Origin of the sequence: Marinobacter koreensis, assembly GCF_023156285.1 — a bacterium.
GTDB lineage: Bacteria > Pseudomonadota > Gammaproteobacteria > Pseudomonadales > Oleiphilaceae > Marinobacter > Marinobacter koreensis.
In genome coordinates, this window is record NZ_JAKZAJ010000002.1 from 482,565 (window position 1) to 500,954 (window position 18,390).

At 59.5% G+C, this 18,390-nt stretch carries 19 protein-coding genes; 6 read left to right on the forward strand and 13 right to left on the reverse strand.

Going from position 1 to position 18,390, the window contains the following annotated elements; translation table 11 throughout:
• Positions 1 to 56: 56 nt before the first annotated feature.
• The 3 genes from MLD04_RS07290 to MLD04_RS07300 form a co-directional block, all read right to left on the reverse strand.
• On the reverse strand, positions 57 to 1,367 hold the full coding sequence (locus MLD04_RS07290) for a DEAD/DEAH box helicase (protein ID WP_248156318.1): 1,311 nt from the start codon (positions 1,365 to 1,367) through the stop codon (positions 57 to 59).
• 260 nt (positions 1,368 to 1,627) lie between these two features.
• Positions 1,628 to 2,932 (reverse strand): hypothetical protein, encoded by a 1,305-nt coding sequence (locus MLD04_RS07295; RefSeq protein ID WP_248156319.1) that lies wholly within the window; start codon positions 2,930 to 2,932, stop codon positions 1,628 to 1,630.
• A 95-nt stretch (positions 2,933 to 3,027) separates the two neighbouring features.
• A complete protein-coding gene (locus MLD04_RS07300) occupies positions 3,028 to 3,396 on the reverse strand; it encodes a MerR family transcriptional regulator (protein ID WP_248156321.1) in 369 nt (122 codons plus the stop codon).
• A gap of 79 nt (positions 3,397 to 3,475) precedes the next feature.
• Between MLD04_RS07300 and MLD04_RS07305 the strand changes: the two genes are divergently transcribed.
• Positions 3,476 to 4,546 carry an SDR family oxidoreductase gene (locus tag MLD04_RS07305; RefSeq protein WP_248156323.1) on the forward strand — a complete coding sequence of 357 codons (1,071 nt, stop codon included), beginning with the start codon at positions 3,476 to 3,478 and terminating at the stop codon, positions 4,544 to 4,546.
• Position 4,547: 1 nt separating this feature from the next.
• On the opposite strand, the gene MLD04_RS07310 is transcribed toward MLD04_RS07305, so the two are convergent.
• From MLD04_RS07310 to MLD04_RS07325, 4 genes are all read right to left on the reverse strand, one after another.
• Positions 4,548 to 6,074: a flavin-containing monooxygenase gene (locus tag MLD04_RS07310; RefSeq protein ID WP_248156325.1), complete on the reverse strand. Its 1,527-nt coding sequence runs from the start codon at positions 6,072 to 6,074 to the stop codon at positions 4,548 to 4,550.
• Positions 6,075 to 6,208: 134 nt separating this feature from the next.
• Entirely contained in the window at positions 6,209 to 6,499 is a 291-nt protein-coding gene (locus MLD04_RS07315) for a ferritin-like domain-containing protein (protein WP_248156326.1), read from the reverse strand.
• Positions 6,500 to 6,607: 108 nt separating this feature from the next.
• A complete protein-coding gene (locus tag MLD04_RS07320) occupies positions 6,608 to 7,174 on the reverse strand; it encodes a hypothetical protein (protein ID WP_248156328.1) in 567 nt (188 codons plus the stop codon).
• Between the two features lie 21 nt (positions 7,175 to 7,195).
• Complete coding sequence (locus MLD04_RS07325) at positions 7,196 to 7,735, reverse strand: YgjV family protein (protein ID WP_248156330.1); 540 nt, start codon at positions 7,733 to 7,735, stop codon at positions 7,196 to 7,198.
• Positions 7,736 to 7,847: 112 nt separating this feature from the next.
• Here MLD04_RS07325 and MLD04_RS07330 point away from each other — a divergent pair, with 112 nt between their 5' ends.
• Both MLD04_RS07330 and MLD04_RS07335 read left to right on the forward strand, forming a co-directional pair.
• A complete protein-coding gene (locus MLD04_RS07330) occupies positions 7,848 to 8,879 on the forward strand; it encodes a histone deacetylase family protein (protein WP_248156332.1) in 1,032 nt (343 codons plus the stop codon).
• 95 nt (positions 8,880 to 8,974) lie between these two features.
• Positions 8,975 to 9,637 (forward strand): transglutaminase-like domain-containing protein, encoded by a 663-nt coding sequence (locus tag MLD04_RS07335; protein WP_248156334.1) that lies wholly within the window; start codon positions 8,975 to 8,977, stop codon positions 9,635 to 9,637.
• 7 nt (positions 9,638 to 9,644) lie between these two features.
• Here the strand turns inward: MLD04_RS07335 and MLD04_RS07340 are convergent, their stop codons facing one another.
• Together MLD04_RS07340 and ahpF are read right to left on the reverse strand one after the other, a co-directional pair.
• On the reverse strand, positions 9,645 to 10,397 hold the full coding sequence (locus tag MLD04_RS07340) for a substrate-binding periplasmic protein (RefSeq protein WP_248156336.1): 753 nt from the start codon (positions 10,395 to 10,397) through the stop codon (positions 9,645 to 9,647).
• 176 nt (positions 10,398 to 10,573) lie between these two features.
• Entirely contained in the window at positions 10,574 to 12,160 is a 1,587-nt protein-coding gene (ahpF, locus tag MLD04_RS07345; RefSeq protein WP_248156338.1) for an alkyl hydroperoxide reductase subunit F, read from the reverse strand.
• Between the two features lie 315 nt (positions 12,161 to 12,475).
• On the opposite strand from ahpF, the gene MLD04_RS07350 reads away from it, so the two are divergent.
• Positions 12,476 to 13,207, forward strand: a complete 732-nt coding sequence (locus MLD04_RS07350; protein WP_248156340.1) for a DUF3581 domain-containing protein — start codon at positions 12,476 to 12,478, stop codon at positions 13,205 to 13,207.
• A gap of 105 nt (positions 13,208 to 13,312) precedes the next feature.
• Here the strand turns inward: MLD04_RS07350 and ahpC are convergent, their stop codons facing one another.
• Positions 13,313 to 13,876 carry an alkyl hydroperoxide reductase subunit C gene (ahpC, locus tag MLD04_RS07355; RefSeq protein ID WP_082780548.1) on the reverse strand — a complete coding sequence of 188 codons (564 nt, stop codon included), beginning with the start codon at positions 13,874 to 13,876 and terminating at the stop codon, positions 13,313 to 13,315.
• A 299-nt stretch (positions 13,877 to 14,175) separates the two neighbouring features.
• Between ahpC and corA the strand changes: the two genes are divergently transcribed.
• Positions 14,176 to 15,249, forward strand: a complete 1,074-nt coding sequence (gene corA, locus MLD04_RS07360; RefSeq protein ID WP_248156343.1) for a magnesium/cobalt transporter CorA — start codon at positions 14,176 to 14,178, stop codon at positions 15,247 to 15,249.
• On the opposite strand, the gene MLD04_RS07365 is transcribed toward corA, so the two are convergent.
• Positions 15,227 to 16,117, reverse strand: a complete 891-nt coding sequence (locus MLD04_RS07365; protein ID WP_248156345.1) for a DMT family transporter — start codon at positions 16,115 to 16,117, stop codon at positions 15,227 to 15,229. The genes corA and MLD04_RS07365 overlap by 23 nt on opposite strands.
• A gap of 127 nt (positions 16,118 to 16,244) precedes the next feature.
• On the opposite strand from MLD04_RS07365, the gene MLD04_RS07370 reads away from it, so the two are divergent.
• Positions 16,245 to 17,120, forward strand: coding sequence for a helix-turn-helix domain-containing protein (locus MLD04_RS07370; protein ID WP_248156347.1), 876 nt, complete (start codon positions 16,245 to 16,247; stop codon positions 17,118 to 17,120).
• A 15-nt stretch (positions 17,121 to 17,135) separates the two neighbouring features.
• Here the strand turns inward: MLD04_RS07370 and MLD04_RS07375 are convergent, their stop codons facing one another.
• Complete coding sequence (locus tag MLD04_RS07375) at positions 17,136 to 17,864, reverse strand: hypothetical protein (RefSeq protein ID WP_248156349.1); 729 nt, start codon at positions 17,862 to 17,864, stop codon at positions 17,136 to 17,138.
• Positions 17,861 to 18,352 (reverse strand): RNA polymerase sigma factor, encoded by a 492-nt coding sequence (locus MLD04_RS07380; protein ID WP_248156351.1) that lies wholly within the window; start codon positions 18,350 to 18,352, stop codon positions 17,861 to 17,863. Before MLD04_RS07380 ends, MLD04_RS07375 begins: the two co-directional genes overlap by 4 nt.
• Between the last annotated feature and the right edge of the window lie 38 nt (positions 18,353 to 18,390).

An 18,390-nucleotide genomic window follows, 5' to 3' on the forward strand; every position in this document is an offset into this window, starting at 1 on the left:
CGCCGGACGGTGCGTTCTCCTGTGCGGGGCCTCCGGCCCCGCTTTTTTATGCCTGATCAGGCGCTCTGGCGCCGGCCCTGTTGTCCGCTTCCCTGACCGCGACCACCGCTTCTACCGCCAGGCTTGGCGCCGAAACTGCGGGGTTTGCCACCCGGGCGGCCATTACCACCACCGTTGCCACCGCGACCTCGAGCTTTGCTCGGATCGGCCTTGGCTTTGGGTTTCAGGGGCAGGTTGTTCTTCGGTTCGAAACCTTCCACTTCCTTGCGCGGAAGTTGTTTCTTGATCAGCTTCTCGATGCCTGCCAGCAATTTGCCTTCGTCGGCACTGACCAGCGACAACGCGTGGCCATTCTCACCGGCACGACCGGTCCGGCCGATCCGGTGCACGTAGTCTTCCGGCACGTTCGGCAGTTCGAAATTCACCACCTGCGGCAGTTGTTTGATATCCAGGCCGCGGGCGGCGATGTCGGTTGCAACCAGCACCCGGATATCGCCCTGCTTGAACTCGGACAGGGCACGGGTACGGGCACCCTGGGATTTGTTGCCGTGAATAGCAGCGGCGGTGATGCCGTCCTGCTCCAGCTTCTTGGTCAGGCGGTTGGCGCCGTGCTTGGTGCGGGTAAAGACCAGCACCTGCTCCCAGCTGTTGTCCCGGACCAGTTTGCTCAGCAATGCGGTCTTCTGGCTCTGGTCCACCGGATAGACTGACTGTCTGACTGTTTCCGCAGTAGTATTACGGGCCGCCACTTCCACCTGGACCGGATCGTTCAGCAGACCCTGGGTCAGCTTCCGGATGTCATTGGAGAAGGTGGCGGAGAACAACAGGTTCTGGCGTTTGGCGGGCAACAGCGCCAGGATCTTGCGAATGTCGCGGATAAAGCCCATGTCGAGCATCCGATCGGCTTCGTCCAGTACCAGGATTTCCACTTCGTTGAAGCGAACCGCATTCTGCTGGTACAGGTCCAGCAGACGTCCCGGTGTCGCCACCAGCACATCCAGTCCCTTGCGCAGCTTCATCATCTGCGGGTTGATTTTCACGCCCCCGAACACGACGGCGGAGCGGGTCGGCATGTATTTGCTGTACAGGGCCACGCTGTCGTGAACCTGCGCGGCCAGTTCCCGGGTCGGGGCCAGAATCAGCGCCCGTGGGCCTTTACCGGTGCGCGGCTGTTCGGCCAGGCGCTGAAGCAAAGGCAGGGTGAAACCGGCGGTCTTGCCGGTGCCGGTCTGGGCCGCGGCCATCACGTCCTTGCCGGACAACACGGCGGGAATGGCCTGTTGCTGGATGGGGGACGGGGTTTCATAACCCTGGTCGGTGGTGGCACGGACCAGTTGCTCGGACAAACCGAGAGAAGAAAAACTCATATAAAATAAACTCTTGATTGAATCTGCCTCCACGAACACCGTCGATCGGCGAATGCGGGCAGAAGCCATGATGATCCATGGAAAAATGACGACTACGGTCTCACGCCGGTTGCGGCGGGACGTCCTCTGACAGGTCGTATGGATGGTTCGCAAGGGCGGCCTGTGGCCGGAAACTGCGGAATCCCTAGAGGCAGGATGCAGGCACAATACCAGAGGCGGTACAGGAAGACTATAAGTATTTGTGTACTGCAACGCCGGAATCAGACCAGGACGAACGTGAGCGCCGCCGTCAGCAGGCTGGCGAACGCCAGCCCCGACAACGACAGCCCCACACTCCACCGAAAGGACGCATCCACCGCCCGGTAGCCGGTCAACCGCTCCATGATCAGGGCATTGGCGGCAAACGGGGTTCCGAAGGCGGTAATGCCCCAACCGGTGACCATAGCTATGGCCAGGCCCAGCTGGGCGGCGGTTGGCCAAAGCGAACCCAGAATGCCGCCGATCAGAGTGGCAATAATAATCGGATTCATACCCGCCAGCCCGGCGGCAAAGAACACCCAGGGCACACCCGCTGCCAGCAGGGCCCAGAGCCACACCGGCAATTCCGGCTGACCGCTGATCTGGCCCAGTACCACGCCGCTGAGTACCGCCCCGATAAACGCCGAACCACCGACAATCGCCAGCTCATTGCTGACATTGGCCATGCTGGTCATCGGCGGATTTTCCCAATTCAACCAGCCCAGAACCCGATACAACAGTACTGCAGCCAGACAGCTCAGGGCCACCGCATGGGCATAACTCAGCCCGAACCGATGGCTGAGCCAGAGCACACCCACACAGATCGCCAGAATCAGCCCGCCAAACCGCAACCAGCTGCCCGGACCAGCACGGGTAACGCTCTGCTCTGTGCTTTGCAAGGGTTCCGGTTCTCGCCAACGTAGCCCGGCCAGCACCATCAGCACAGAAAACGGTACGGCCAGTGACAATAGCGACAGCAAACTCACCTGAGGCAACAACGTCAGAGTGAGCACCACCGAAATGGAAAGGGGCGAGAACATGGGGGCGACGCCGAACCCTCGCAACACCGCCCGTGTGGCATTGCGGGTAGATTCCGAATCACCATTGCGACGGATACGCTCGCCCACAAGGCTGCCTACCACGGCGACCGAGCCGAAATTCAACGGAACAGACACCAGTGAGGTGCCGAAGGCGAGGCTGAGATATCGGGGTAGAGGCTTACCGCCAAACAGACTGGTGGAGATCTGTTGCAGGTCCTCCGTGCGGGCCAGAACATTCGACAGCAGCATCACCGCCAGCATCAGCCCTGCCAGCCGGGTCACATTACCGGAGGCCGTCCCAATCAGCTCCGGGTTGTACCCCAGAGCGAACATCAGCATGGCCAGAGCCACCACAAACACCGCTCGGGGCACATTACGCATGTCCTGCCAGCCCAGCAGTACCGTCGCACCAGCGGCGGCTGCACCCACATACGTCATTCCTGGCAGGATCGCCAGAACGGCAGAGAGTAAGGCAACGTAGGCTAAAGCGGAGCGGAGTGACAGCAAGACCGTTTTCCCGGACAGATCAAAGGAACCTGAAAAGACGATCTATGTTAAGGAAGCTACCTTTACCACGCTATCAGCAATTATGGGGATGGCGATCACACCAGGCCGTGCTCCCTGGCACTGGCTTCCAGGCGGGCCTGCTCTTGTTTCAAGAGTTCGCTGACCGCCGTTAACTCGGCAATCCGGGCGTCCACCAGGGCCCGTTTGCGCGCCATCACAGCCGCACCCTGCAGGCAATCAATCCGGTCGGAACGAACCGCATCCAGCAACTCGCGGATTTCGTTCAGCGAAAACCCCAACCCCTTGAGCTGCCTCACCATCAATACGCGTGCGACCACCTGCTCCGGGTAGTCCCGATAATTGTTGCCGCTGCGGCCCACTTCCCGAATCAGCCCCTGCTTTTCGTAGTAGCGCAGCGTATCCCGGCTCACCCCGGTGCGTCGTTCAAGTTCCGATATTCTCATGCCAAGCACTCTCCCTGTTGACCCTGGAGCATACTCCATACTTTAGGCTGCGTTCGACTCAATGAACAAGGAACGCACCATGACCATCCTGATCACCGGCGCCACCGGTTTTATTGGCAAATATCTGTGCCTCACCCTGTTGCAGCAGGGGCACGAAGTGCAGGCACTGACCCGCTCCCAATCCAGCCTGACCCAGCTCATCGGCTTTCTTCAACAACAGGGCATCGCCATGGAGCGGTTTTCCGCACTGGAAGGAGATCTTGAAAAGCCTGAACTGGGGCTAATCACCTTGCCGGGCCGCATCGAATGCATTGTGCACCTGGCCGCCCGGTTCGCCTGGAACCTGCCTGAACACGATGCCCGGCATACCAACGTAACCGGCAGCCTCCGGGTGGCGGAACTGGCCCGCCAACTACGCTGCCGGTTGGTGTTTATCAGTGGCTTCATGCTGGCAAACACCGAGCACCTGTCACGGCTTGGGATTAATGGGAGCCATCCGGAGCAGACCGACTGGAGCCGGGTGTACCGGCGGGCCGGTGGATATGAGGCCAGCAAACTGGAATCCGCCTTCCGGTTGCGAGAATTCGTGGCAAGGCATGGGCTGGATGCGGTCGAGATACAGCCGGCGACCGTTGCCGGCCACCGTTCAACGGGGGAACTTGACCCCGCCCAACCGCTGCATGGCCTGCTCGATAATCTCTACCACGGGCGCATGGCCATGATTCCGGGGTCGCCGGACCACTGGTTGCCACTGGTTCCGGTGGATAGCCTGGCCCAGGTGATTGCGGCATCCTGCGAGGCCAATCACGCGCCCGATACGCTGTTGGTGCTGGACCAGAACACGCCCAACCTGGCAGGGCTTTTACAGGCAGCGGCGCAATTCCTTGGTAAGCCTGCCCCCCGAAGGCATCTTCCTATCGGTGTGATGAAAGCTCTGTTGGCCATACCGGGCCTGCCCGGGCTGCTGAAGGTGGCCCCGGAATCCCTGGCATTTATTCAGACCTGCCGTTTCGACACATCCCGCACGGAGCGGTTTCTGGCACAGCAGAACGTACCGTTACCGCCGTTCGCTCAGTATCTGGAAGCAAGCTGTCGACACTACTGCCAGCGTCTCGGTGTCGCCGGAGGAGCAGTAACGAGCGGGGCCTGACTCAGGCCCCGAACAACGCCGAGCGTAGCGGGCGAAGGAAGCCGGTTGAACGGCCTTCGCTCGCGCGACTGGGCTTGCCGTCGAATTCCAGGTAGCCATCCTCGATCGGCTCGAAACGCAGGGTTTTCACGTCCTCCAGGTAGTTCTGGGTGGACTTCCACGGCCCATGGGTGCCTTGCCGGGGCAGGCGATCGTCGGCCCGCTTGATATAGCCCGAGTTCAGGGATCCGAGAATCGTGTCCTCGCCACGACTGTTCTCCGTATCCCGGGCCACCACCGAGTGGTATCCCCGTTTGTCCATCAGGTTGAGCAACCGACACAGATACTCGGCTGCGATATCCACCTTGAGGGTCCAGGAGATGTTGGTGTAGCCGAAGATCATGGCCGCGTTGGGTATCCCTTCCACCATCACGTTCTTGTAGATGATCTTGTCCCGCATGACGACGGGCTCGCCGTCTACCCGTGGCTTGATGCCGCCGAGCATCTGGATCTCCAGGCCCGTTGCCGGAATGATGATGTCCGCTTCAAGCGTCTCCCCGGACTTCAACCGGATACCTTTTTCGGTGAATCGCTCAATGTGGTCAGTGGCAATGGAGGCTTTACCCGACTTGATCACGTCGAACAGGTCTCCGTCCTTGACCACGCACAGCCGCTGGTCCCAGGGGTTGTAGTCGGGCGTGAAGTGGCGCATGTCGGCCTTGCCGTCGAGCTGGCGCCGGATGATCGAGAGGAAAAGCCGGCGCATGGCTTTCGGACTTTTGCGCGACCGCTGATACAACAAACGGGAAATGGAAATATTGCGCGCGCGGGTAAGCCTGTAGGCCAGCTTTTCCGGCAGGACCTTCTGCAGGCCCAGGGTCACCTTATCGGTAGAGGGCAACGGCATCAGATAGGTGGGCGAGCGCTGCAACATGGTCACGTGCGCCGCCTTTTCCGCCATGGTGGGCACCAACGTTATGGCGGTAGCGCCACTGCCAATCACGACCACTTTCTTACCGGCGTAGTCCAGATCCTCCGGCCAGTGTTGCGGGTGAACCACCTGCCCCTTGAAATCACTCTCACCCGGGAAGTCGGGCTTGTACCCGTGATCGTAGTTGTAATAGCCGGTACAGCCGATCAGGAACTCCGTGGTGAAGGTCTGTTGTTCGCCGGTCGATTCTTCTTCGGCTACGACGGTCCAGCGTTTGTCAGCACTGGACCAGTCGGCCGTGATGACCTTCAGTCCGTATCGGATGTGGCGATCGACGTTGTTTTCGCGGGCGGTCTCCCGGACGTAATTCTTGATCGAAGCGCCGTCTGCCAGCACCTTGCCACCGGTCCAGGGCCGGAAATTGTAGCCGAAGGTGAACATGTCGGAGTCGGACCGGATGCCCGGATAACGAAACAGATCCCAGGTGCCGCCCAGTGACTGACGACGCTCGAGGATGGCGAAAGACTTGCCCGGGCATTCCCGTTTCAGGTGGCAGGCCATGCCGATGCCGGAAACGCCGGCGCCGATGATCAGAACGTCAAGGTGATGTTGGCTCATGGTGCGGCCTCATAAAGGTTGAACCCATTCCGGCTCCCACACGACGGCGGGAGCTGGGATACGATGACCCAACACTAAGGGGTTTTCGGGCGCCAGGAATTGGCCCTCACCACAACCGGCATCCGTTCGACCGGTCAGTCGTGGTGGCCGATGGGCCCGTCCCGGAACAGGAATTCTTTCAGGTGCTTGTCCATGGTCGGGTCCTTACGCCGGATCCACTCCAGCACCATGGCCGCGTGCTCCTTCTCTTCGTCCCGGTTATGCTCGAGGATCGCTTTCAGTTCCGGATCCTTGCAGGCATCGACACGCTGGTTATACCAGTCCACCGCTTCGAACTCTTCCATCAGTGAACTGATGGCCCGGTGCATGTCACGGGTATCGTCAGTCAATTCGTTGATCGGTTCGTGGTAGCTGTCACTTGCCATTCTCTTCTCCTTTATTGGATTCAAACCAGTTTGGTATTCGGGGCCTTTTGACCATAGACCACCTGTCGATGGCAGACCAGACCATTCGGGTCATGGCATTGAAAGTCGCTAGCAATTAATCGGTGTCGAAAAAACACCTGAGGCCTTCCGAAACGTCATTTCCGGCAGCGGGACGGCCTCGCCATCCAGTTGCATGGGCATCAGCCGAATATGGAATTCGTCTGACGCCGGCTCCAGAGGCAGCTCGATAACGAAGTGTGCCGGGAGATCGGACAGATCGGAAACAATCCAGCGGAACCGCTTTTCGCCACCACCGATCAATACCCGGTCGACTTCGGTTACTGTGCCCGTTTTCCTGTCCCGTGTCTTCACCGCGTCAAATACGTGCGGTTTGCCGTTCACCAACACGGTGTTTTCGAGCAAAGTGATGGAATGACCCTGCGGGATATCGAAGCCGACCATCAGTTCGGGTTGGAGATGGCCTTTTATCACGGCGACCTCGAGAGTGACCTCTCCGAATTCGAGAATCACGTGGTCTTTAGGACCGGATCCACAGGGGCCACCCTTCAGCACCCCCGGCGGATCCACCGGCTGAAAATAATCGACCCTGACCAGAGCACAGCCGGCCAGAAGGGCAAAGGCAAGGAGCCATGTTCGAGCGGTCGTCTTTACCATACAAAACCTTCCATTGCGGCCCTATCGTCGAACTATGGCATCGCTCTGGAGATCTGGATACTTTTTCCGAAGCCGATGGAGACGGATGATGGTGATGATGTTGGTCACCAGTACCATGCCCTCGGCCAGAGTGCCGCCCAGCGAACCGATGACAAGGTTGTTGAGCATCCACGACAACGCTGCCAGGCCGAGCACGATTCGCAGCGGAATACCTCGCAACATGAACATACCGAAAGTGCCCAGTACCGCAGCAGTGAGCGGGAAAATGTCGGTGACCGTTTTCCAGGTGGCCCAGGCCACGACCAGATTGACGGCAAGCAGCACAGCCAGGAATACCCGGTTGCCCGGATAGCGGCGAGCCAGGGTAATGCGCACGATCACCAGCACCGTCAACGCCGCCGCCGTCCAGCTCTGGAAACAGGCAAACATCAGGGCGAAGGCAACGTTGGCTGAGATCAACAGCACCATCAGTCGGTCGTCGTTCCGGTTGGCAAAACCGGCAATGCAGAACGCCAGGGCGATAACGCCAAAAATCTGCCCGAAGATCTCCGCGGTGCTCATATCGGTTTTCCCTCTCCCCGTCTGTGCCGCGACCCTGCCACAATCGGAGTCATTGAGCCAATCGGGGCTGTATGCGACAGTCCACTCAGTCTAACAACCCGGACGCACTGCCATGAAAACCGTTTTTTCGCCCCTGCACAGCCGTCGCCACGTCAAAACCGAACTGGATGGCGGCCTGCTGATCGAGCCCCACGAGAAGCCTTCCCGGGCAGAAACCATTCTGGCGCGGGTCAGGGACCAGGCGCTGGGTGAGATCCTGGAACCGGAGGAATTCGGGCTGGAACCCATCAAGCGGGTCCACACCGATGACTATCTAACCTTCCTGGAGACCTGCTGGGACGACTGGGTGGCGGACGGCAAACGTGGAGAGATCATTCCCACCTTCTGGATTGGTCGCGGCATGCGCCATCGCCTTCCGAAGGACATCGATGGCCGGGTCGGCTATTTCAGTCTCGGCGCCGATACCTCCATTTCCGAAGGCACCTGGGAAGCTGCCCGGGCCTCTGCCAATGTGGCCCTTACTGCCCAGAAGCTGGTTGCCGACGGTGAACGGGCGGCCTTCGCCCTTTGCCGGCCACCAGGACACCATGCCCACGCCGACCTCTTCGGCGGCTACTGCTTCCTCAACAATGCCGCAATCACGGCGCAGGCATTCCGGGACCAGGGCTACGAACGCGTGGCGGTCCTCGACGTGGACTTTCACCATGGCAACGGTACCCAGGCGATTTTCTACCACCGGAGTGACGTGCTGACGATCAGCCTGCACGGCGATCCCGACCTGGTGTTCCCCCACTTCTTGGGATTCGACGATGAAATTGGTGAAGGCGAGGGCGAAGGCTTCAACCTCAACATCCCGTATCCGCCCAACACGCCCTACAGTGTCTGGAGCCAGGGGCTGGAGACCGCCTGCGAACGTATTGCACAGTTTCAGCCGGAAGCGCTGGTCGTCGCCCTGGGGGTGGATACCTTTGAGGAAGATCCCATCTCCTTCTTCAAACTGACCTCGGCGGATTACCTGTCCCTCGGACAACGGATTGAGAAACTGGGGCTACCAACGGTGTTCACCATGGAAGGCGGCTACGATGTGGACGCCATTGGCGTGAACGCTGTCAACGTGATGCAGGGATTCGAGGGCAAACGCTGAGCATTGCGGGCAATGGCGTTGGAGGAATTGGCCATTGCCCGTAGCTTGCTATTTAGCGAGTATGGGTTACTGATACTCCGACCTGCGGACATTCCATGGAACGTTATCTCAAACCAACCGCTTTTTTCGATTACGACCAGCCGGATGTCCGTGCCTGGATCGAGGCCCAGCTCCAGGGCGTGAAAGCGGATCCGATCGAGCAGATCAAGGTGCTCTACCTGGCGGTCCGGGACGGTATCCAGTACAACCCCTACGTGTTCCGGACCGATCCGAAAACCTTTTCCGCCAGCTATGCGCTGGACAGCGGCGAGACCTACTGCATACCCAAGGCCGTTCTGCTGGGTGCGGCAGCCCGTTCCATCGGCATCCCCAGCCGGCTGGGCCTTGCGGATGTGCGCAACCACCTCTCCAGCCCGAAAATGATCGAATGGCTGCGCTCCGATGTGTTCCGGATGCACGGGTTCATTGAGCTGTTTATCAACGGGCGTTGGGTCAAGGCCACACCCGCATTCAACCGCCAGCTCTGCGAACTGATGAATGTGGCGCCCCTGGAATTTGATGGCGTGAACGATTCCATGTTCCAGGAGTACACCGAATCCGGGGAAGCACACATGGAGTATGTCAGTGATCACGGCGTCTTCGACGACGTGCCCCACGACTTCATCGTTTCCGGTATACGGTCGGCTTATGGCCACCTGTTCGGGAAGGACGCTCCAAACCGGGAAAACCAGAGCCTGGAGCGGGATCTGGAATCCTGAAGTCCCCTTATTCCGGCGTCTGGTTGGTTTTGAAGTCGAGGTACAGAGGGCCGGCGATTTCCTGGTAGACACCCTGGGATTTCAACGCTTTCAGGGACGTTGACAGGGCTTTGACAAACGCCCGGTTCCGCTGGGTGTTGTGACAGGTCAGTCGATCGAAACTCTCCAGAAGCGGGTGCTCCGGGGCGTAGGAGAGTTCCCCGAGCAATGGGCGGATATCCGGTAACGCCGCAATCATGGTGTCGAAACGACCATGCTCGAGCATCGCCAGATTGATCGCGTCGCTCCTCGACCAGAACACTTTCAGATTCCGGCCGGAAAGAATCGGATCCAGATAGATTTCATGGCCGATCACGGCACCGATTTCGCGACCCTGCAGTTCGTCCAGGCTCGTGGGCGGCGGCTCGCCCTTTGTCGAGAAGAGATAATAGACAAACTTCCCGAGTGGGTAACTGGCAACCACCGCATCCTGCCCCAGCTTCTTTTCCAGCACATCGGTGAAGGAATAAATGCAGTCCGCCTGGCCCTGCTGGAATACCATCAAGGCCCGTTTGTAGGGGTAGAAATGCTCGGTGACCTGCCAGGAGGTACCATTGATGGCGCGATCCATCAGACGCTGATAGACGCCGTCCTGTTGCTCGGTCAGCAGGTTACTGATATCCGGTGTCGCCACCCGCACGGGAACCGCCGCACCAGCAGCAAGCGGGACAAGCATCAACGTCATAATGACGCTCAGGATCAGGTTTTTCGGAGATATCATGAAAGAATCTTCGCCTTACGCCACCGATCGGCGTGCCGTCTTTATGTACACACCGGACAGTATACTAACACTCGATCGTGCCCGACATAAGACCTTAGAATCTGTACGGATATTTACCGAATAAAAAAGGCACCGCCACCGCGGTGCCTTTTGACCCTGAACGAGCGAAGCGGGTGTCAGGCCGCGTCTTCGCTATCGTCCTCCACAGAATTCCGGATCAGGTAGTCGAACGCGCTCAACGCTGCTTTCGAGCCTTCACCCATTGAGATCACGATCTGTTTGTACGGCACTGTAGTGGCGTCACCGGCAGCAAAGACACCCGGGATCGACGTCTCGTTGCGGTCGTTCACGACGATTTCGCCATGCTGACTCAGTTCAATGTCGCCCTTCAGCCACTCGGTGTTCGGCACCAGTCCGATCTGGACAAACACCCCTTCAAGGGAGATGTGGTGCTGTTCGCCGGTGTTGCGATCAATGTAATTCAGCCCGTTGACCCGGCCGTTCTCGCCAGTGATCTCACTGGTCTGGCCGGACACGATGATTTCCACGTTTTTCAGACTGCGAAGCTTCTTCTGAAGCACGTCATCGGCGCGCATTTCCGACGCGAACTCGATCAGGGTCACATGACCAACAATGCCGGCCAGGTCGATGGCCGCTTCGACACCGGAGTTACCGCCGCCGATCACCGCCACGCGCTTGCCCTTGAACAGCGGGCCGTCGCAGTGCGGGCAGTAGGCCACGCCCTTGTTCCGGTACTCTTCCTCGCCTGGCACACCCATCTGGCGCCAGCGGGCACCGGTAGACAGGATCAGGCTGCGCGCCTTCAGGGACGCCCCGTTCGCCAGCCGGACCTCGTGAAGCCCACCCGCGCAGGAAGCCGGTATCAGCTTCTCGGCACGCTGCATGTTCATGATGTCCACGTCGTATTCCTTGACGTGCTGCTCCATAGCGGACACCAGCTTCGGACCTTCGGTGTAGGGCACGGAGATCAGGTTTTCGATACCCATGGTATCCGCCACCTGACCGCCGAAACGTTCCGCCGCAATACCGGTGGAAATACCCTTACGGGCCGCATAGATAGCCGAAGCAGCGCCGGCCGGACCACCGCCGATTACCAGCACTTCGAACGGATCCTTCTGGTTGATCTTCTCCGCTTCCTTCTCATCGGAGCCGGTATCCAGACGGGCCACGATTTCTTCCAGGGTCATACGCCCCTGGCCCCAGGACTCACCGTTCAGGAAGACGCTCGGTACCGCCATCACTTCCCGCTGTTCGACCTCGTCCTGGAACAGGGCGCCGTCGATGGCGGTGTGACGGATGTTGGCATTCAGTACGCTCATCAGGTTGAGCGCCTGAACCACATCCGGGCAGTTCTGGCAGGAGAGGGAAAAATAGGTTTCAAACTCGAATTCACCCTCGAGATTCTCGATCTGCTCGATCACCTCCTGGGAGGCCTTGGAGGGATGCCCGCCCACCTGCAGCAGCGCCAGGACCAGGGAAGTGAATTCATGACCCATGGGGATGCCCGCAAAACGGACCCCGATGTCTGTGCCGACGCGGTTAATAGCGAAGGATGGACGCCGAACGTCCTGAGCGTCATCCGTGCGCAGACTGATCTTCCCGGACATCGGCTCGATTTCTTCAAGCAGCTCCTTCAGTTCCTGGGACTTCTTGCTGTCGTCATACGCTGCCACCAGCTCGATCGGCTGTTGCAGTTTTTCCATGTAGGCCTGGAGCTGTTGCTTGATACTGGCATCCAACATAGTGCGAATTCCCCTCTTGATCAGATGTCTGGAAACGGCGTGTCAGGAGTCCGAAACCGTCTCTGTTTAATGTTGGATACACAATAGGCATTGTCTACCTGAGGCTCAAATTAATTGCCCCAAATCGTTTGATAGCGACTACCTATATAAGGTTTTATCCAACCCGACAGACAGATCGCTATCCCGGTCTTCAGATACGCAATTGCCGAAAACTAGGACGAATAGCCAATGTTGGTATTGATGGGGCTCCACTATCATGGCGCTATCCATCAAACCGGCTTGGCACCCCACTCCGGTGAGCGTTGAAGGCACAGCATGTTTCTAGATCGATTTTACTCCGTCCGTGACGGACGCATCTGCATTTCCGCATTCCAGGCAAGCCAGTTCGCCAAGGAAGTGGCCGGGGACTTCAACCCGATCCACGATCCCGATGCGCGGCGTTTCTGCGTGCCCGGCGATCTGCTCTTTGCCGTCGTGCTTTCACGGTTCGGGCTCTCACAGAACATGACGTTCCGGTTTCGCAGCCTCGTCGGCGATAGCATTCCATTGGCCTTCCGCGAAAATGGGGAGCACGGGATTGATGTCTGCGACGACAACGGCAAGGTCTACCTCGAAGTCGAACGAAGCGGCGCCATCACCCATGACGAGCAATTCATCGAGGACTTCACCCGGGGCTACGTGGCCGCCTCTGGCAAAAACTTCCCCCACACCCTGAAGCCGCTGATGGAATCCAGGGGCGTGATGTTCAATCCGGATCGTCCCATGGTGATGTACGAAAGCATGAGCCTGGCGCTGGACACCGTCGATGCCTCCTCGCCCGAACTCGAGTTAAGCAACGCGGATCTCGAAGCTGCGGGCAAGCGGGGCAACGTTACCCTGGAATATCAGCTCACTGCCGACAGCAAGCCGGTCGGCGAAGTCACCAAGCGTCTCGTGCTGGGCGGGCTTCGCCCCTACTCTCCCGAGGCCATGGCCGAGGTGATCGAGGAATTCTATCGCCTCAAAGCCCGGGGCGCCGATTACGGCAGCGAAGCCGCCAGCTCCTGACCCCTTCCCCCAGACGCAAAGAACCCCGGAAAACCGGGGTTCTTTGACGGCTTCGGGCCTGCTCTGCGCAGGCCCTTGCCCAGTGTTTCACCGGTTGAGTGAAACTTAGATCTTGCCAACCAGGTCCAGTGACGGAGCCAGAGTTTCCTCACCTTCTTTCCACTTGGCCGGGCAAACTTCACCAGGATGGTTGCGCACGTACTGAGCGGCTTTAACCTTGCGCAGCAGATCGTCAGCGTCACGGCCGATGCCTTCAGCAGTGATTTCCATCGCCTGGATAACACCATCCGGATCGATCAGGAAGGTAGCGCGGTCGGCCAGGCCCTGACCTTCACGCATTACACCGAAGTTGTTGGTGATGGTACCGGTCTGGTCACCAACCATGTAGTAGTTGATCTTGCCGATGGTCTCGGAAGTATCGTGCCATGCCTTGTGGGTGAAGTGAGTGTCGGTGGAGACAGAGAACACTTCAACGCCCAGCTTCTGCAGCTCTTCGTACTTGTCAGCCACGTCGCCCAGCTCGGTCGGGCAGACGAACGTGAAGTCGGCCGGGTAGAAGAAGAAGATCGCCCACTTGCCTTTCACGTCAGCTTCGCTGATTTCAACGAACTCGCCCTGCTTGAATGCAGTTGCGTTGAACGGTTTGATTTCGCTGTTGATGATGCCCATTAAGGTATCTCCTTCGAGGTGCATTTAACGGTTGATGAAATACGTGATCAAAGATACGGCTTTCATCCGTTTCGTCAAAATTGATTATTTCCAATCCCTGGATAGGAATTCTCTATCTACCGCCGGGATGATAAACCTGTAGAACAACCGGCTGAAATCGCGAACCCGGTCGTGGGGACTACTATGGGGTCTCATCCGACAAGTTCAATCGCCAGAATTCAAAAAGCCAAAAACCCCGCCGTTTCCGAAACTTGTGCTACCTTTTGGTTGACCCGCGATTTCCAGGATCGATCACCGCCATGGCCTACTTCAGCAAGCATTACCACAGCCCCGGGACGGCACCCGGCACATTGGTGTCGACGTCACCTTCCACCCGTCCGGTTTCCATTCACCTGATCGACTACACCGAAGAAAACGTGGAAGAAGAGCGCCTCGCCTCGCCACAGGAATGCCAGGCCTATCTGGAACGGGACACCAAGACCTGGATCCAGGTCAACGGGCCGGTCAACGTGGACACGCTCAGGACCCTGGGCGACATGTTCAACCTGCATGACCTGGCGCTGGAAGATGTGCTGAACAGCGGGCAGCGTCCCAAACTGGAACTCTACGACGATCAGCTGTTCCTCATTGCCGCCATGCCGATCCTTCAGGACGATGCCCTGGAGATCGTCCAGGTCAGCCTGTTCGTCGGGAAAAACTACCTGATCTGCCTGTGTCCGCTGGAAGAGGATCCGTTCGAACCGATTCGAAAACGCATGCGCAACCCCAGCAACAAGCGGTTCGCCAGCCGGGATATCGACTACCTGCTCTATGCGTTGCTCGACCTGATCACAGACTCGGCGTTTCCCGTACTGGAGGCGTTCGGCGACAAACTGGAAGGGATGGAACTGGAACTGCTGGAACAGCCCCGCAAGCAGACCCTGTCAGACATTCACCGCCTGAAGCGGGAACTGTTGTTCATGCGGCGTGTGCTCTGGCCGCAGCGGGAATTGCTGACCACCCTGATGCGGGTGGAAGACCCGCTGATCAACCCGGATACCCTGATCTACTACCGGGACTGCCACGACCACAGCGTGCAGATTATCGAACTGCTGGAAAGCTTCCGGGACATGGCCACCGGCATGCTGGACATCTATCTGTCGAGCATCAGCCAGCGCACCAACGAGACCATGCGTGTACTGACCATCATCGCCACCATTTTCATCCCCCTCACCTTCATCGTTGGTGTGTACGGTATGAATTTCCAGAATCCGGACAGCCCCTGGGCCATGCCGGAACTCGCCTGGTACTACGGCTATCCGATGGTCTGGGGGCTGATGATCGCCATTACCGCCGGACTGGTGTGGTTCTTCAAGCGGCGGGGCTGGCTGTAGCCGGTCGCCTGGGACGCCGGAACAGCACGTAGTTGCCAAGGATGGCCAGCGCTGCGCCGGCAAAGGCGAAACCGGTCCACACGAACCCCTCCAACCAGGTGGACACGCTCAAGGCCACCACGGGGAACAGCACGGTGGCGTAACCGGCCTTGTCGGCACCGAGGGTCCGGATCACCGTGATGTAGCTGAAAAAGGCAATGATGGAACCGGGTATGGCAAGGAACAGGGTGGCACCCCAGAACACAGAGCCCTCCGGCAGCGTCCATTGCACCCCCTGAACCAGGCACCAGAGGCCAAGCGCGGCAGCCCCGTAGGTCATCGCCCAGGCGTTGCCCGCCAGCAGCGGAATGTCTGCCGACCGGACCTTCAGGCTGATCAGGTTGCCCAGTGAGAACCAGAAGGTACCCGCCAACGCAAAGGCCAACGCCGCTGGCGTCGCCTCCCCGCTCCGGAGATCATGCCAGAACAGCAACGCCACACCGGAAACGCCCAGCGCCACCGCCGGATAAACCCGGGGCGAGGGACGCGTGCCCAGGAACAGCCGTCCGTTAAAGGCATTGAACAGCGCCGCCAGGGAGAAGATCACCGCCAGCAAGCCGCTGGTCATGCTCTCGGCCGCCCGGTAGATCAACAGGAAATTGATGCTGTAGAGCGTCAGACCCTGCAGTACCAGCCAGCCGTGCTGACGGGCGGTAAAGCGCGGCAGCCGGCGCAGCAGTGCCAGCCCACCCAGGGCCACCGCCGACGCCAGAACAAACCGGTAGAACACCGCAAGATCCACCGCCGTCGACTCCACCTGAAGACGGATGGCGGTCCAGGTCAGCCCCCAGATCAGGACCGTCAGTGCATAGTGGGCTCCAATCGGCATTGCAGAATCCTCCGGTGTTCATCGGGAATTCAGCCTAGCCGGAGCGATGACCACGGGCTTGCCAGATCTTGCGCAACGGTGGAAGATTCCTGCTATCAGGTAACGGAAAGATCGGGAGCCGAGCGGAATGGCCGCAGACCGGGAGCAGTCCAGAGATATCGTCACGGCCCTGACCCGGGCCGGGGCGGCGCCACGACGCCTGCTCGAACTCAACGACGGCCGGGCCCTTGCCCACTGGCACAATGAGCGTGGTGAAGCCCGGTATGAACGTCCACGCCACCATGCCCTGAGCATCTACACACGGGGCGGGGAAAAGACCAGCCGACAGGTCAACGGGCGCGCGGTCAGCCAGGGCTTCCCGGGGGCGGTGTGCCTGTTTCCGGCGGGCAGCCAGTCTCAATGGCGGATCGAGGGGCCGTTCGAGTTCCTGCATTTCTACTTCACCGACCAGGACCTGCACCGCTGTATCGAGACCACCTGGGACCGGGAGCCCGGCAGCCTCGCATTGGAAGAGCGTTACCAGATTCAGGATGAGGTCATCGCCAAAGCCGGCCAGCTTCTTGACCTGACGGACTGGGCAACCGCCGACCAGCCCCAGGCCATGGACCACCTTGCGCACTGGCTGATTGTGCAACTGGCCGGTCGGTACGGGACCCGATCCCTTCCGGAACCCATCGTTACCGGGCGTTTTTCAAAGGCCCGACAGCGCGCCCTTGCGGAACGCATCGAAGCATCGCTCGGACAACCTCTGGATCTCGCCACCATGGCCGGCTGGACCAACCTCAGCCCCTACCACTTTGCCCGCCTGTTCCGGGCCAGCTTCGGCCTGGCACCCTACCAGTACGTTCAGGAGCAGCGACTGCTCCGGGCGAGGCGGAAACTTTCCGAATCGGCGGACAAGATCACCGTTATCGCCCTGGAGTGTGGTTTCGGGGACGCCAGCCAGTTCAGCCGGGCGTTCCGGAAACGCTTTGGCGTACCGCCGTCTCGCATCCGCTCCTGATCACACGCGCTGTCATCAGGGAGCGGGCTTCCAGTTCCGGGCAATCAACTGTCTCTCCTGCGACGGATCGACTGCCTCTCCGTCCACCATACGATCGAGAGTGTCGTCCAGAACCGAACCGCCGGTGGCGGTCTGGTATGTTCCGTTGGACTGGGTCATCGCCACATTCCTGCTGGCCACATTCGTCCAACCCTGCCTGTCCGCCCCGTCGCGACAGGCAATGTTTTCCGAGGCGCTCCCGTCACGTTCCAGACGGTACTGGCGGCAGTACTGTCCATCCCGGTTCACAAACGTAAGCCTTGGCAGTATTCGCCCATCGTCCGGAAGGACTCGCGGCTCACCGCTGGGAGTGGCCTCCAGTGCCTCGGCGACAGCCTCCCAGTCGGCCCCCTGGCCTGAATCCGGGAACGGGATCAGCTGTGCAATTCCAAACCCGAGTACCAGGACCGCCGCCACGGCCAGGCCTACCTGCTGATGCAGCCCATGCCGCACTTTCCGCCACCAGGGCAGGGCCACAACCGAAGCCGGTTCAGGGTCGGAAAGCATCTCGGTCACCGCTGTCGGCAACGGTCTTTCATCAATGGCGGAATAGTGTTTGAGCAGTTGATCATCCGCCGAGGCCAGGGCCTCGAGACGCTCCGCCAGTTCGGGATCTTCACGGAGTCGATCACGGAGCGCCTGCATCTGTGCTTCGGGCAGTTCCGAATCCAGAAACGCGGACAGAAGTTCATCAGTGGTGTTCATGGCAATGTCTCCGGTGATGCGGCTTTCAATAACTCACTCAGTGCCGCCCGGGCCCGGGCCAGGCGACTCATCACGGTGCCTTTTCGAATGGCGAGGATCTCAGCCACTTCCCCGTAGGAAAACCCTTGCAGGGCAACCAGTGCAATGATCTGGCGCTGGTCTTCCGGCAACCGGGCCATGGCCGTCTCAACCCGGTTGAGCTCGATTGCCGAGCTCGTCTCCTGTTCGCCCTGAACCACCTGGCCTTCGGACAACTCCGGCCGTTCGGCGGCCTCCCGGCGAACCTTGCGGGCACGACATTCATCAATCCAGACGTTCCGGCATACGCGAAAGGCCCAGGGCCCGATATCGGCGTCCTCCGGCATCTCCCGCGTCAGTAATCGTTCCACGGTGCTCTGTAACACATCGTCTGCGTCCGCCATGGAGCCGGTCAGCGAATAGGCAAACCGTCTCAGGCCGGGCAAAATCTGGGCTATTTCCTGTCGCATGGTTCTCGCTGTTGATCCGTGATAACTGTAAAACGGTT

Bases quoted from the DNA above. Each gene is read 5' to 3' on its own strand.
- MLD04_RS07290 (WP_248156318.1), bottom strand. From the start codon at position 1,367: ATGAGTTTTTCTTCTCTCGGTTTGTCCGAGCAACTGGTCCGTGCCACC.
- MLD04_RS07300 (WP_248156321.1), bottom strand. From the start codon at position 3,396: ATGAGAATATCGGAACTTGAACGACGCACCGGGGTGAGCCGGGATACG.
- MLD04_RS07305 (WP_248156323.1), top strand. From the start codon at position 3,476: ATGACCATCCTGATCACCGGCGCCACCGGTTTTATTGGCAAATATCTG.
- MLD04_RS07310 (WP_248156325.1), bottom strand. From the start codon at position 6,074: ATGAGCCAACATCACCTTGACGTTCTGATCATCGGCGCCGGCGTTTCC.
- MLD04_RS07315 (WP_248156326.1), bottom strand. From the start codon at position 6,499: ATGGCAAGTGACAGCTACCACGAACCGATCAACGAATTGACTGACGAT.
- MLD04_RS07320 (WP_248156328.1), bottom strand. From the start codon at position 7,174: ATGGTAAAGACGACCGCTCGAACATGGCTCCTTGCCTTTGCCCTTCTG.
- MLD04_RS07325 (WP_248156330.1), bottom strand. From the start codon at position 7,735: ATGAGCACCGCGGAGATCTTCGGGCAGATTTTTGGCGTTATCGCCCTG.
- MLD04_RS07330 (WP_248156332.1), top strand. From the start codon at position 7,848: ATGAAAACCGTTTTTTCGCCCCTGCACAGCCGTCGCCACGTCAAAACC.
- MLD04_RS07335 (WP_248156334.1), top strand. From the start codon at position 8,975: ATGGAACGTTATCTCAAACCAACCGCTTTTTTCGATTACGACCAGCCG.
- MLD04_RS07340 (WP_248156336.1), bottom strand. From the start codon at position 10,397: ATGATATCTCCGAAAAACCTGATCCTGAGCGTCATTATGACGTTGATG.
- ahpF (WP_248156338.1), bottom strand. From the start codon at position 12,160: ATGTTGGATGCCAGTATCAAGCAACAGCTCCAGGCCTACATGGAAAAA.
- MLD04_RS07350 (WP_248156340.1), top strand. From the start codon at position 12,476: ATGTTTCTAGATCGATTTTACTCCGTCCGTGACGGACGCATCTGCATT.
- ahpC (WP_082780548.1), bottom strand. From the start codon at position 13,876: ATGGGCATCATCAACAGCGAAATCAAACCGTTCAACGCAACTGCATTC.
- corA (WP_248156343.1), top strand. From the start codon at position 14,176: ATGGCCTACTTCAGCAAGCATTACCACAGCCCCGGGACGGCACCCGGC.
- MLD04_RS07365 (WP_248156345.1), bottom strand. From the start codon at position 16,117: ATGCCGATTGGAGCCCACTATGCACTGACGGTCCTGATCTGGGGGCTG.
- MLD04_RS07370 (WP_248156347.1), top strand. From the start codon at position 16,245: ATGGCCGCAGACCGGGAGCAGTCCAGAGATATCGTCACGGCCCTGACC.
- MLD04_RS07375 (WP_248156349.1), bottom strand. From the start codon at position 17,864: ATGAACACCACTGATGAACTTCTGTCCGCGTTTCTGGATTCGGAACTG.
- MLD04_RS07380 (WP_248156351.1), bottom strand. From the start codon at position 18,352: ATGCGACAGGAAATAGCCCAGATTTTGCCCGGCCTGAGACGGTTTGCC.